General features: G+C 31.3%; 11 protein-coding genes. 10 read left to right on the forward strand and 1 reads right to left on the reverse strand.

All coding sequences use genetic code 11. The annotated features are described in order from the left end of the window. Positions 1-115 precede the first annotated feature (115 nt). The 9 genes from Ccar_RS22185 (at position 116) to secG (ending at position 10,666) form a co-directional block, all read left to right on the forward strand. Positions 116-1,183 carry a BMP family lipoprotein gene (locus Ccar_RS22185; RefSeq protein WP_007060561.1) on the forward strand — a complete coding sequence of 356 codons (1,068 nt, stop codon included), beginning with the start codon at positions 116-118 and terminating at the stop codon, positions 1,181-1,183. A 202-nt stretch (positions 1,184-1,385) separates the two neighbouring features. Next, positions 1,386-2,747, forward strand: coding sequence for an RNA polymerase factor sigma-54 (gene rpoN / locus Ccar_RS22190; protein WP_007060560.1), 1,362 nt, complete (start codon positions 1,386-1,388; stop codon positions 2,745-2,747). A 133-nt stretch (positions 2,748-2,880) separates the two neighbouring features. Beyond that, positions 2,881-3,906: a sugar-binding transcriptional regulator gene (locus tag Ccar_RS22195; protein WP_007060559.1), complete on the forward strand. Its 1,026-nt coding sequence runs from the start codon at positions 2,881-2,883 to the stop codon at positions 3,904-3,906. A gap of 61 nt (positions 3,907-3,967) precedes the next feature. After that, complete coding sequence (gene gap, locus Ccar_RS22200) at positions 3,968-4,978, forward strand: type I glyceraldehyde-3-phosphate dehydrogenase (RefSeq protein WP_007060558.1); 1,011 nt, start codon at positions 3,968-3,970, stop codon at positions 4,976-4,978. A gap of 206 nt (positions 4,979-5,184) precedes the next feature. Beyond that, positions 5,185-6,378, forward strand: coding sequence for a phosphoglycerate kinase (locus Ccar_RS22205; RefSeq protein ID WP_007060557.1), 1,194 nt, complete (start codon positions 5,185-5,187; stop codon positions 6,376-6,378). A gap of 30 nt (positions 6,379-6,408) precedes the next feature. Further along, positions 6,409-7,155, forward strand: a complete 747-nt coding sequence (gene tpiA, locus Ccar_RS22210; protein ID WP_007060556.1) for a triose-phosphate isomerase — start codon at positions 6,409-6,411, stop codon at positions 7,153-7,155. Positions 7,156-7,323: 168 nt separating this feature from the next. Next, a complete protein-coding gene (gene gpmI, locus Ccar_RS22215) occupies positions 7,324-8,847 on the forward strand; it encodes a 2,3-bisphosphoglycerate-independent phosphoglycerate mutase (protein ID WP_007060555.1) in 1,524 nt (507 codons plus the stop codon). Positions 8,848-9,040: 193 nt separating this feature from the next. Further along, positions 9,041-10,336 carry a phosphopyruvate hydratase gene (eno, locus tag Ccar_RS22220; RefSeq protein WP_007060554.1) on the forward strand — a complete coding sequence of 432 codons (1,296 nt, stop codon included), beginning with the start codon at positions 9,041-9,043 and terminating at the stop codon, positions 10,334-10,336. Positions 10,337-10,429: 93 nt separating this feature from the next. Next, positions 10,430-10,666, forward strand: a complete 237-nt coding sequence (secG, locus tag Ccar_RS22225; RefSeq protein WP_007060553.1) for a preprotein translocase subunit SecG — start codon at positions 10,430-10,432, stop codon at positions 10,664-10,666. 38 nt (positions 10,667-10,704) lie between these two features. Here secG and Ccar_RS22230 read toward each other — a convergent pair whose 3' ends face one another. Further along, on the reverse strand, positions 10,705-11,220 hold the full coding sequence (locus Ccar_RS22230) for a DUF6241 domain-containing protein (RefSeq protein WP_007060552.1): 516 nt from the start codon (positions 11,218-11,220) through the stop codon (positions 10,705-10,707). Between the two features lie 346 nt (positions 11,221-11,566). On the opposite strand from Ccar_RS22230, the gene rnr reads away from it, so the two are divergent. Continuing rightward, a complete protein-coding gene (gene rnr, locus Ccar_RS22235) occupies positions 11,567-13,735 on the forward strand; it encodes a ribonuclease R (RefSeq protein ID WP_007060551.1) in 2,169 nt (722 codons plus the stop codon). Positions 13,736-13,739: the final 4 nt, after the last annotated feature.

The following is a 13,739-nucleotide window of genomic DNA, read 5'->3' on the forward strand; positions in this document are numbered from 1 at the left end:
AATGTAATTTATTTGTTAAAAATTATATTATTAAAAAGCAGGGAAAGTTTAACCTTTTGTAGAATATTTTATCACATATAAAACAAATATATCTTAATTTAGGAGGAGTTTTTAAATGAATAAGAAAAAGTTAACAGCATTATGTGTAAGTGCTATAATGGCAGTTTCACTATTTGCAGGCTGCGGTTCAAGTCAACAACAAGGGGGATCATCATCAACAGCAAAAACAGTTAAAATAGGTCTTGCAACTGATGAAGGTGGATTAAATGATAAATCATTTAACCAAGCAGCTGATGAAGGAATAAAGAAGGCTAAAGATGAACTAAAAACTATAGACTATAAAGCTATTGAATCAAAGAAGAAGGATGAATACCAACCTAATCTTCAAGCTTTAGTAGATAATAAGTCTGATATAATATTTGGAGTTGGATATCAAATGGGGGATGCTATGACTGACATAGCTAAAAAATATCCAGATAAGAAGTTTGCTATAATAGATTCAGAAGTTAAGTTAAAAAATGTTGCTTCACTTACTTTTAAAGAAGAGGAAGGTTCTTTTTTAGTAGGTCTTATAGCTGGTAAAACAACAAAGGCAAATAAGATAGGATTTATTGGTGGAAAAGATTTTGAATTAATCAATAAATTTGCAGCTGGATATATGGCTGGAGCTAAAACTGTAAATCCAAATGTACAATTTGATATAAGATATGCAAATGATTATGCTAATCCAACTAAAGGAGAAGAACTTGCAACTAGCATGTACAATGGTGGATGCGACGTAATTTACCATGCAGCAGGTGGTACTGGTCTTGGATTATTTAAAGCTACTAAGAGCATGACTAAGCCAGATAAGAAACTTTGGGCTATAGGTGTTGACCAGGATCAAGCTGTTAAAGTACCAGAATATGCAGATGTTATACTTAGTAGTATGATGAAGAGAGTTGATACAGCAACTTATGATACAGTTAAGAGTCTTGCTAAAGATTCAAAATTTGCTGGTGGAACAACTAAAGTATATGGTTTAAAAGAAAATGGTGTTGATATAGCTCCAAGTTCAAACAAAAATGTACCAAAAGATATATTAGATTTAGTTCAAAAATATAAAACAGCTATAATAGATGGAAAAGTAAAAGTACCAACAACTAAAGATGAAGCAGCAAAATTTGTAGCACCAACAATATAGTAATGTAAACATAAATTTTTATTTAAATATTTGTAATATAAGGAGGGCTAAGTTGTATTGCTTAGCTCTTTTTGTATGTACATTATTTTTAATATTTAAAGTTATTTTTAACATTTAAACTTATTTTTATATCTTAATTTTTTCATGGTATAATAAGATTGACAAACTTAAAACATAAAAGAAATGGGGTGGATATATGAATATGGATTTCAGCTTGAATTTAACTCAGGAACAAAAATTAATAATGACTCAGGAAATGCAGTTATCAGTTAAATTACTTCAAATGTCTAGTTTTGAACTCCAAGAATATGTTGAAAAAGAAGTTCAGGAAAATCCGGTATTGGATGCTAAAGTTAGTACATCAAGCAATGAAGAACATAAAGAAATTGATTATAAACAATTGATTAAATATTTTGAATTTGATAACTACAGCCACCATAACTATGAAAAAAATGATGAAGAAGAAGTTTCTCCATTTAATTTTATATCGGAAAAAAAATCTCTTAAAGAATATTTGCAGGAACAGATAAGAGATTTAAATGAAAAGGATTACGTGAAAGCCGTTTGTTTGTATATAGTTGAGAATATAGATGCAAGAGGATATTTAGATATTTCAGATAAAGAAATAATAGAAGAACTTAAAATATCAAAGAAGCTTACAGATTATTGCATAAAAGCAATACAATCATTAGAGCCTGATGGTATAGGTGCAAAAGATTTAAAGGAATGTTTAAAGATACAAATAAATAAAAAGGGATTAGAAGATGAGAACATATATAAAATAGTTGATGAATATTTGGAACTTTTAGCAGAAAATAAATATAATGTTATAGCAAAACATTTAAATATAGATGTGAAAAAAGCACAAGAGTATGGTGATATAATAAAATCTTTAAGGCCAAGACCTTCTAGCGGTTTTTATACTGGAGAAGATGTAAAATACATAGTACCAGATGCTCAAATAAGAAAAATAGATAATGAATATTATATAATTATGAATGAAGATGCTGCACCTAAGCTTAGTATAAATTCAATGTATAAAGAAATTATTCAAAATGAAAATGATAAAAATGCAGTGGATTATGTGAAAGAAAAATTAAATAGTGCTATTTTTTTAATAAAAAGTATACAGCATAGAAAAAGCACTATATATAGAGTTTTGGAAAAAATATTAGAACTTCAAAAGGACTACTTTGAATATGGAAATAAATATTTAAAACCTATGACATTAAAAGAAATTTCAGAAAGCTTAGAGATGCATGAATCAACTGTTAGTAGAGCAATAAGGGATAAATATATATATACCAATAATGGTACTATAAAAATTAAAGATCTATTTACTACTGGATTATCTAAGTCTAGTACAGGTGAAGATGTATCTACAAAAATAATAAAAGATGCTATAAAAGATTTGATAGATAAAGAAAATAAGGAAAAACCTTTATCAGATCAAGCCATATGCGATATATTAACCGATAAAGGTATGAATATTTCAAGGAGAACTGTAGCAAAATATAGAGAGGAAATTGGAATAAAGTCATCGAAAGGGAGAAAAAGATTCTAAATTCTCCCTATTATTCACAAAATGTTCACACTTTTTTTGAAAATACTATTTAAAAAGTTATTTATTTATTTTATAATATTAGTGGGACATAAATCAAAGCACTGGGACGTAAGATGACCAGAGGGGTGTTTACATGGAACAATTATTAAAATTACAGCAAAAGATAGTACCAGAACTTATAGAATTACTTGAGAAAAGATATAACATACTTAGAACTATATATTATAATCAGCCTATTGGAAGAAGAGTATTAGCTAACAATTTAGGAATAGGAGAAAGAATAGTAAGGACAGAAATAAATTTCCTAAAAAATCAAGATTTTATTGAAATAAATACTCCAGGTATGAGCATAACAAAAAATGGTGAAGAAATAATTGATAAGCTTAAGGATTTCATTCATGAAATAAAAGGTTTATCAGATATCGAAAATGCTATAAAAGAAAGCTTAAAATTGAAGGATGTTGTAATTGTTCCAGGAGATGTGTATGAAGACAAAACTGTAATGAATGAACTTGGAAGGACAGCAGCTTTATATTTAAAAAATGCTATAAAGTCTGATAGCATAATTGGTGTTACTGGTGGGTGTACTATTAAAGAAGTAATAGATAATATGCCTAAAATGACACATGTAAAAAATGTAATGGTAGTTCCTGCTAGAGGGGGACTTGGAAGAAATGTGGAAATCCAAGCTAATACATTAGCAGCAAAACTTGCAGATAAGGTGGAAGGAAGTTATAAATTACTTCATGTTCCTGAGAATTTAAGCGATAAGGCTATGAATACTATGATGGAAGAAGAAGATATAAAAGATATACTTAATATTATACACAATGCCAATATGTTGATATATGGAATTGGAAGAGCTGATCAAATGGCTCGCAGAAGAGGACTATCTAGTGAAGAGATACAAAAAATAGAACAAGTTGGAGCTGTGGGAGAAGCTTTTGGATATTACTTTAATAAACAAGGTGATATTGTTTATGCTACTTCAAGTATAGGAGCTAGAATTGATGATATTTCCAATATTGAAAGTCGTATAGCTGTATCTGGTGGAAAAAACAAAGCGGAAGCTATAATTTCTACAGAAATAAACAATAATAATAGTGTACTCATCACTGATGAAGGCGCTGCAAGAGAAATATTAAGTATTATAAAATAGTCAACAAATTTTAACTTAATTATATATATAAAATAATTTATAAATTTAGGAGGAATTATTAATGATTAAAGTAGCTATTAATGGTTTTGGAAGAATAGGAAGACTAGCATTCAGACAAATGTTCGGTGCAGAAGGATATGATGTTGTTGCAATCAACGATTTAACAGATCCTAAAATGCTAGCACACTTATTAAAATATGATTCATCTCAAGGTAGATATCAAGGAACAGTAGAAGCTAAAGAATCTTCTATTGTTGTTAATGAAAAAGAAATCAAAATATATGCAGAAGCTGATGCTTCAAAACTTCCATGGGGAGAACTTGGAGTAGACGTAGTACTTGAATGTACTGGTTTCTATGTATCTAAAGCAAAATCTCAAGCACACATCAATGCAGGTGCTAAGAAAGTTGTTATTTCAGCTCCAGCTGGTAACGATCTTCCAACAGTTGTATACAATGTAAATCATGATATAGTAACTGCTGAAGATCACATAATTTCAGCTGCATCATGTACAACTAACTGTTTAGCTCCAATGGCTAAAGCACTTAATGATTATGCACCAATTCAATCTGGTATAATGTCAACAATTCATGCTTATACTGGAGACCAAATGGTATTAGACGGACCACATAGAAAAGGTGACTTTAGACGTGCTAGAGCAGCAGCTGTAAATATAGTTCCAAACTCAACAGGAGCTGCAAAAGCTATCGCATTAGTTATTCCAGAATTAAAAGGAAAATTAATCGGTTCTGCACAAAGAGTTCCAGTTCCAACTGGTTCAACAACAATCTTAGTTTCAGTTGTTAAAGGAAAAGACGTTACAGTTGAAGGAATCAACGCTGCTATGAAAGCTGCTTCAAATGAATCTTTCGGTTATACTGAAGAAGAATTAGTATCTTCTGATATTGTTGGAATCACTTATGGTTCTTTATTTGACGCAACTCAAACAATGGTTTCTAAAATAGGAGAAGATTTATACCAAGTTCAAACAGTTGCATGGTATGACAACGAAAATTCATACACTAGCCAAATGGTTAGAACTATAAAGCATTTTGCTAATTTCTTAAAGTAATCTAAGTATTTGAATGGTATAAACTTAATTTAGATTGAACTTTCATAGTCTAAATTTAGATAAATAGGTCTGGTTTTGTAGTTTGGGCTATAAGGCCAGATCTATTTTAATTAATAATGAAAAATTTATGTTTGACAGTTAAATAGATATTGTGAGAAAATTAAATGTTTATTATGTATACAAATCAAAAGAAAGAGGTGTATTAAATGGCTTTTAATAAAAAGACAATTGAAGATGTAGAAGTAAAGGGAAAAAGAGTATTAGCGAGATGTGACTTCAATGTACCACTAAAAGATGGAGTTATAACTGATGAAAATAGATTGGTTGGAGCAATGCCAACTATAAAGTATTTAGTAGAAAAAGGAGCTAAAGTTATACTTTGCTCACACCTTGGAAAAGCTAAAGGACCAGATCCAAAATTGACATTAGCTCCAGTAGCTAAGAGATTATCAGAAATGCTTGGAAAAGAAGTAGTTTTTGCTGCTGATGATACAGTTGTTGGTGAAAATGCTAAAAAAGCAGTAGCTGCAATGAAAGATGGAGATGTAGTTTTACTAGAAAATACAAGATTTAGAAAAGAAGAAGGAAAAAATGAAGAAGCATTTTCAAAAGATTTAGCTTCTCTTGCTGATATATATGTAAATGATGCTTTCGGTTCAGCTCATAGAGCACACTGTTCAGTAGTTGGAGTTACTCAATTTGTTGATACTGCTGTATGTGGATATTTAATTCAAAAAGAATTAAAGTTCTTAGGAGAAGCTGTAAATACCCCAGAAAGACCATTTGTTGCAATACTTGGTGGAGCTAAGGTATCAGATAAAATTAATGTTATAAACAATTTACTTGATAAAGTAAATACATTGATAATTGGTGGAGGAATGGCTTATACATTCTTAAAAGCTCAAGGATATACTATTGGAACTTCACTTCTTGAAGCAGATAAAGTAGATTATGCTAAAGAAATGATGGAAAAGGCTAAAGCTAAGGGAGTTAAATTATTACTTCCAATAGATAATGTAGTTGGAGAAAAGTTTGCAGCAGATACAACTCCAGTTACAACAGAAGATGCTAACATTCCTGAAGGATACATGGGATTAGATATTGGACCAAAAACTTCAAAAATTTATGCAGATGCTGTTAAAGATGCTAAAACAGTAGTTTGGAATGGACCAATGGGAGTTTTCGAATTTGAAAACTTTGCAAAAGGAACTATTGCAGTTGCTAAAGCTATGGCTGATGCAGATGCTACAACTGTTATAGGTGGGGGAGATAGTGCTGCAGCTGTAAATATATTAGGATTCGGAGACAAAATGACTCATATTTCAACTGGTGGTGGAGCTTCACTTGAATTCTTAGAAGGAAAAGCTTTACCAGGAATAGAAGCACTTAATGATAAATAATAAAATAAAAAAGGATAGGGGTAATTTGTAATGAGAAAAGCAATAATAGCAGGAAATTGGAAAATGAACAATACTGTAGAAGAAGGCTTAAAATTAGTTGAAGAATTGAAAGGTCTTGTAAAAGATGCGAAATGTGATGTAGTTGTATGTCCTAGTTTTGTATGCTTAGACGCAGTATTAAAAGCAGTTAAAGGAAGCAATATAAAAGTTGGAGCACAAAACATGTACTTTGAAGAAAAAGGAGCATTTACAGGAGAAGTATCACCTTCAATGCTTGAAAAAATGGGAGTAAATTATGTAATAATCGGACACAGCGAAAGAAGACAATACTTTAATGAAACAGATGAAACTGTAAATAAAAAAGTTAAAAAAGCATTTGAACACAATTTAATTCCAATAGTTTGCTGCGGAGAAACTTTAGAGGAAAGAGAAAAGAATGTAACTGAAGAAGTTTTAGGAAGACAAATAAAATTAGATTTAGAAGGACTTACAAATGATCAAGTTGAAACATTAGTTGTAGCTTATGAACCAATTTGGGCTATAGGAACTGGTAAAACAGCTACAGATGAGCAAGCTAATGAAACAATAGCTTATATCAGAAGTGTAATTGCTTCAATGTACGGAAAAGAATCAGCAGAAAAAACAAGAATTCAATACGGTGGATCAGTAAAACCAGCTACAATTAAAGCACAAATGGCAAAGTCTGATATAGATGGTGCTTTAGTTGGAGGAGCAAGCTTAAAAGCAGCAGACTTCGCAGCAATAGTAAACTATTAGAATTGAGAATTAATAATTAAGAACTCAACTTTTGCACATTGCGACAGAACCTTTTAGAGGACAGAGGACAATTGACAGAGTACAGTGAAGGTAAGTTTTCTTCCTTCCTCTGTCAGTTGTCCTCTCAAAAAAGTTCAGTTATTAATTTAATAAGTTTTGGAGGTAAATATGAATAAAAAACCAGTAATGTTAATGATACTTGATGGTTTTGGTCTTACAGATAGAGAAGATGGCAATGCTATTAAGGCAGCAAATAAACCAAATTTTGATAAATTATATAGCAATTATCCTCATACACAATTAGGAGCTAGTGGACTTAGTGTTGGACTTCCAGAAGGACAAATGGGAAACTCAGAAGTTGGACACCTAAATATAGGTGCAGGAAGAATAATATATCAAGCATTAACTAGAATAACTAAATCTATAAGTGATGGGGACTTTTTTGAAAATGAAGCATTAAATAAAGCTGTAGATAATGCACTAAAAAATAACTCAACTCTTCACTTAATGGGGCTTTTATCACCAGGTGGTGTTCATTCTCATACAGACCATTTAAAAGGAATTTTGCAACTTGCAAAGAAAAAAGGTGTACAAAAGGTATATCTTCATGCATTCCTTGATGGAAGAGATGTTCCTCCAGCTTCAGCAAAAGAGTATATAAAAGATATAGAAAATTACATGAAAGAACTTGGAGTAGGTAAAATAGCTACAATATCAGGAAGATATTATGCTATGGACAGGGATAAAAGATGGGAAAGAGTTCAACTTGCATATAATGCATTAGTGCTTGGTAAAGGTGAAGAAGCAGCTACTGCCTTGGAAGCTGTTGAAAAATCTTATAATGATAACAAGACAGATGAATTTGTACTTCCAACAGTTATTGAAAAGAGTTCAGAAGCTTCTATAAAGAATAAGGATTCAATAATATTCTTTAACTTTAGACCAGATAGAGCAAGAGAGATTACAAGAGCTATTAATGATAAAGTATTTGATGGATTTTCAAGAGAAACTTTAGATCTTACATTTGTAACTATGACTCAATATGATGTTACTTTAGAAGGTGTTGAAGTTGCTTTTTCAAATGAAACCTACAAAAACACTTTAGGTGAATATGTAAGCAATCTTGGTAAGAACCAGCTAAGAATAGCTGAAACTGAAAAATATGCTCATGTAACATTCTTCTTTAATGGAGGAGTGGAAGAAGAAAATAAGAATGAGGATAGGGCGCTTATACCATCACCAAAGGTTGCAACTTATGACTTACAGCCAGAAATGAGTGCATATAAAGTAACAGATGAGCTTTTAAATAGAATAGATGAAGATAAATATGATATGATAATATTAAACTTTGCAAATCCTGATATGGTAGGACATACAGGTATATTTGAAGCAGCTAAAAAAGCCGTAGAAGCTGTAGATGTATGTTTAGGAAAAGTTGTAGATAAAATATTAGAGAAGAATGGTACTGTATTTATAACTGCGGACCATGGCAATGCAGAGCAGATGATAGATTATTCTACAGGAAAACCTATGACAGCACATACAACTGATGCAGTTCCATTTTTATATGTAGCATCAGATGCTAAACCACTTAGAGATAGTGGCATATTAGCTGATATAGCACCAACTATGCTTCAAGTTATGGGCCTTGAAGTACCTAAAGAAATGACAGGGAAAAGTCTTATTAAATAATATATGTGAACAAAAGCTATGAATTAAGGGATTAAACCTATAGTTCATAGCTTTTTAAGTTATAAGTTCAATTTAAAAGTTGTGTCATATTATTTTTATGTTAAGTTAGAATTTCCTATATATAAAATGATATAATAAATATGTTATGTGGATATATTAATAAGGAAATATTATTAATTCTGGAGGTGTTTTTATGAAAAATTATATTGAAATTGTAGATGTAGTTGGAAGACAGATACTTGATTCTAGATGTATGCCTACAGTAGAGGTAGAGGTTGTGCTTGAAGATGGTATTATAGGGAGAGCAGCAGTACCATCAGGAGCTTCTACAGGCATGTTTGAAGCAGTAGAATTAAGAGATGAAGATAAGTCAAAATATCTTGGTAAAGGTGTTTTAAAAGCTGTAGATAATGTAAATACATATATAGCAGAAGAGCTTATAGGAATGAATGTATTTGATCAAGTACTAATAGATAAAGTTATGATAGAGTTGGATGGTACAAAGAATAAAAGTAAATTGGGAGCTAATGCAATGCTTGGAGTGTCTTTAGCTTGTGCCAGAGCTGCAGCTGAAAGCCTGGGATTAAATTTATATCAATATATTGGAGGAGTAAATGCAAAAGTTCTTCCAGTACCAATGATGAACATAATAAATGGAGGAAAGCATGCTGACAATAACGTAGACCTTCAAGAATTCATGGTAATGCCGGTAGGGGCACCTTCCTTTAGTGAAGCTTTGAGGATGAGTGCAGAAGTTTATCATTCTTTGAAATCTCTTTTAAAAGCTAAAGGTTATGATACTGGTGTAGGGGATGAAGGAGGATTTGCTCCAAATCTAAAGTCAAATGAAGAAGCAATACAGGTAATAGTAGAAGCCATACAAAAGGCAGGATATACTCCAGGAAAGGAAATGTTTATAGCATTGGACCCTGCATCTTCCGAAATATATGAAAATGGAAAGTATAACTTAGCAGGAGAAGGAAAGGTTTTATCACCAGCAGAAATGGTTGATTATTATGCTAACCTAGTTGAAAAGTACCCTATAATCTCAATAGAAGACGGTATGGCAGAAGAGGACTGGGAAGGTTGGAAGCTAATTACAGATAAGATTGGAAACAAAGTTCAATTAGTAGGCGATGATTTGTTTGTAACTAACACAGAGAGATTAAAAACTGGCATAGAGAAGAAGGTAGCAAATTCAATACTTATAAAATTAAATCAGATAGGAACATTAACAGAAACCTTAAATGCTATAGAAATGGCAGAAAGAGCAGGATATACTGCAGTAGTATCACATAGATCAGGTGAAACAGAAGATACAACTATAGCTGATTTAGTAGTAGCTGTAAATGCAGGACAGATAAAAACAGGAGCACCTGCAAGAAGTGAAAGAGTGGCAAAATACAATCAGCTTTTAAGAATAGAAGAAGAGCTGGGTGACGCTGGAGAGTTTAGAGGAATGAAAGCATTTTACAATATTAGAGGTTAAAAATGGAACATTGCCTCGAGAGCTTTTTCCTTGTAATAGATTAATTAGTATGTTAAAATATAGGATGTGTTAACATACCAGGAGGTGAAAAGCATGCGAAATGTTATAATGGTTTTACAGATTATAATAGCTATAGCGCTAATAGCTGTTGTTATGGTACAGCCTAGTAAAACTAATGGTTTAAGTGGATTGGTTGCAGGTGGAAGTTCTGCTGAATCGTTTTATTCAAAGAACAAAGGAAGAACATCAGAAGCAATGCTAATAAAAGTTACGTCTGTACTTGCTGCAATATTTGCAGGTTTATGCATTGCTCAGAATTTAGTTAAATAATATTAAAATTTATATATTTAGAGCAGGGTTAGTCTGCTCTATTTATTTTTTGAATAATCACCTCTTTTAATAAGATTAATAGTAGCTTTTATAGCTGATTCATCAGCTGAAATAGCACGACCTTTTAATGTATTTTCTGGTTGTCCTTCGCCTAATATTCTCCATACTGTGTTATGATCTGATACAATTTGAGAAAAGTCACAAGCTTTCCATCTATTAATAATGTTCATAAAATTTGTTTTCTCAGGTCCGTCTGGTAGGGTTTGGATTAGATTATATGTAGCATTTAATTGATCCATACTCATAGATTTAACTCCATTCTTTGCATTATCTTCTGCCACTATCAAACCATTGGCCATTAAATGCATACTTGCAGCTACCTCATATCGCGTATCTCCAACATTATTTCCGTTGGTTGCACAGCTAATTTTTACTTCATTTTTTGTATATGATTCTGGAGCAGTTAATAATCTTAGGCTAATCGTATAAGAACTTATTCCAACTAGCATTGTAATAGCCAAACCCCAAATTATATTTCTAACATTTTTTTTCATAATAAGTTCTCCTTTTAAAATCAAACTTTATACAATTATAACATAATATTACATTAAATGGAAGAAGCGTATCTACTTCAAAGCAATCATTGAATTTACGAGGGTAATGATATATATGATTATCTTTATCTATTGGATAAACAAATTTACCTCCAACTTGCTAAATATAAGGTTTAAATTTGTATATCATTGACTACTGGATAAGTTTACTATATTATAAAGCTACAAATATAAATATTACTATAATTGAATATTTTTAAGAATAAAGCAGAAATATAATTATATATGAAAAATTGATATGGCTATAATATATTATTAGATAGTCATAATAGAATGAGGTGAATTTATGAACATAAGGGAAACATTAATAAGTTTTATGACAGAACAAGCATATAAACCTATGAATATGAGAGAATTAGAAAGAGTATTTAGTATAAAAAAAAGTGAAAGGAAAGTCTTTGAAAAAGTACTTGAAGAAATGGAAAGTGATGGTGATGTAGTTAAAACTAGAACGGAATACTATGGTATTCCAGATAGAATGGGCTTGGTAGTGGGAAAGCTTCAAGGACATCCAAAAGGTTTTGGATTTGTAATTACTGATGATGACAGACCGGATATATTTATACCTTCCTCTTATATGAATGGAGCTATGAATGGAGATAAAGTAGTAGCAAAGATAACTAGAGAGGAAAACAGGGGCAAAAAGTGTGAAGGTGAAATAATAAGAATTCTTCAAAGATCAAATAAAACGGTTATAGGAGTATATGAAGATAGTAGAAATTTTGGGTTTGTAGTGCCAGAAGAAAAAAGAATATATCAGGACGTTTTTATTCCAAAGGGAAGTAGAAATGGAGCTAAAACAGGGGATATAGTTATAGCAGATATAACAAGCTGGCCGGATAAAAGAAGAAACCCTGAAGGTACAGTAGTAGAGATACTTGGTAAAAAGGGAGAAAAGGGAATAGATATTTTAACTATAATAAAGAAGAATAACTTACCAGAAGAATTTCCAGTAAAAGTACAAGGCTATGCAGAAGGTATACCAGATGAAATACCAGAAGAAGAGTATGAAAGAAGAAAAGATTTAAGAGATTTGACTATAGTAACTATAGATGGTGAAGATGCAAAGGATTTAGATGATGCAGTATCTCTTGAAAAACTTCCAAATGGTAACTATCATTTAGGAGTTCACATAGCAGATGTATCTAATTATGTAAAGGACAAAAATCCTTTAGATAAAGAAGCTTTAAAAAGAGCAACTTCAGTATATCTTATAGATAGGGTTATTCCAATGCTTCCAAAGAAGTTATCCAATGGAATATGCAGTTTGAATCCTAAGGTAGATAGATTAACTTTAAGTTGTTTTATGGAAATTGATAAAACAGGTAAAGTAGTAGATCATAATATTACAGAAAGTATAATAAAGACTAATGAGAGAATGACATATACAGATGTAACTAAAATACTTAGAGATACTGATGAAGATGTTATAAAGAGATATGATTATTTAGTAGATACTTTTAAACTTATGGAAGAGCTTTGTGGTATACTTTACAAAAAAAGAATTCAAAGAGGAGCTATAGACTTTGACTTTGAAGAGTGTAAGATAATTCTCAATGAATTGGGAAAACCAATAGAAATAAAACCTTATGAAAGAGCTATTGCTAATAGAATAATAGAAGAATTTATGCTAGTTTGTAATGAAACTATAGCTGAGCATATGTTCTGGGCTAATATGCCTTTTGTATATAGAATACATGAGGAACCAGATGAAGAAAAGCTTATGCATTTTAACGAATTTGTTCATAATTTAGGTTATGTAGTTAGAATGGGACAGGAAGTTCATCCAAAAGCCTTACAAGATATAGTAGAAAAAGTGAAAGGTAAAAAAGAAGAAACAGTAGTAAGTACGCTTTTACTTCGTTCCATGATGAAAGCTAGGTATGCTCCAGAATGTACAGGTCACTTTGGCCTGGCAGCGAGGTATTACTGTCATTTTACATCTCCTATAAGAAGATATCCTGATTTGATTATACACAGGATAATAAAAGAATTTATAAATGGACAGATAGATGATAAGAGAAACAAAATATTAACAGCAGATGTTGAATATGCATCAAAGCAGTCATCTGAAATGGAAAGAGTAGCTCAAGATGCTGAAAGAGAAGTAGAAGATCTTAAAAAGGCTGAATACATGAGTGAAAGAATAGGCCAGGAATTTGAAGGAATAATATCTTCTGTAACTAATTTTGGAATGTTTGTAGAGTTACCAAATACTATAGAAGGTCTTGTACACATCAGCAGTCTTGATGATGACTATTATGTATATGATGAAAAGCATTTAAGTCTTATAGGTGAAAGAACTAAAAACATATATAAACTAGGAGATGAAGCAAAGATAAAAGTCTCGAAAGTAGATATGTTTGCTCACGAAATTTATTTTGAACTAGTTAAGCCAGAAAAGGATGAAGAAGAACTTGAAGTTTCAAATGAAATAGCTAACAATGTTGATTAATCAT

Source organism: Clostridium carboxidivorans P7, assembly GCF_001038625.1.
Taxonomy (GTDB): Bacteria; Bacillota; Clostridia; order Clostridiales; family Clostridiaceae; genus Clostridium_AM; species Clostridium_AM carboxidivorans.

What these genes read in the sequence shown, in the direction of transcription:
- Ccar_RS22195 (WP_007060559.1), top strand. Translation starts at nt 2,881, where the DNA reads ATGGAACAATTATTAAAATTACAGCAAAAGATAGTACCAGAACTTATA.
- secG (WP_007060553.1), top strand. Translation starts at nt 10,430, where the DNA reads ATGCGAAATGTTATAATGGTTTTACAGATTATAATAGCTATAGCGCTA.
- Ccar_RS22230 (WP_007060552.1), bottom strand. Translation starts at nt 11,220, where the DNA reads ATGAAAAAAAATGTTAGAAATATAATTTGGGGTTTGGCTATTACAATG.
- gpmI (WP_007060555.1), top strand. Translation starts at nt 7,324, where the DNA reads ATGAATAAAAAACCAGTAATGTTAATGATACTTGATGGTTTTGGTCTT.
- tpiA (WP_007060556.1), top strand. Translation starts at nt 6,409, where the DNA reads ATGAGAAAAGCAATAATAGCAGGAAATTGGAAAATGAACAATACTGTA.
- Ccar_RS22185 (WP_007060561.1), top strand. Translation starts at nt 116, where the DNA reads ATGAATAAGAAAAAGTTAACAGCATTATGTGTAAGTGCTATAATGGCA.
- rpoN (WP_007060560.1), top strand. Translation starts at nt 1,386, where the DNA reads ATGGATTTCAGCTTGAATTTAACTCAGGAACAAAAATTAATAATGACT.
- gap (WP_007060558.1), top strand. Translation starts at nt 3,968, where the DNA reads ATGATTAAAGTAGCTATTAATGGTTTTGGAAGAATAGGAAGACTAGCA.
- rnr (WP_007060551.1), top strand. Translation starts at nt 11,567, where the DNA reads ATGAACATAAGGGAAACATTAATAAGTTTTATGACAGAACAAGCATAT.
- eno (WP_007060554.1), top strand. Translation starts at nt 9,041, where the DNA reads ATGAAAAATTATATTGAAATTGTAGATGTAGTTGGAAGACAGATACTT.
- Ccar_RS22205 (WP_007060557.1), top strand. Translation starts at nt 5,185, where the DNA reads ATGGCTTTTAATAAAAAGACAATTGAAGATGTAGAAGTAAAGGGAAAA.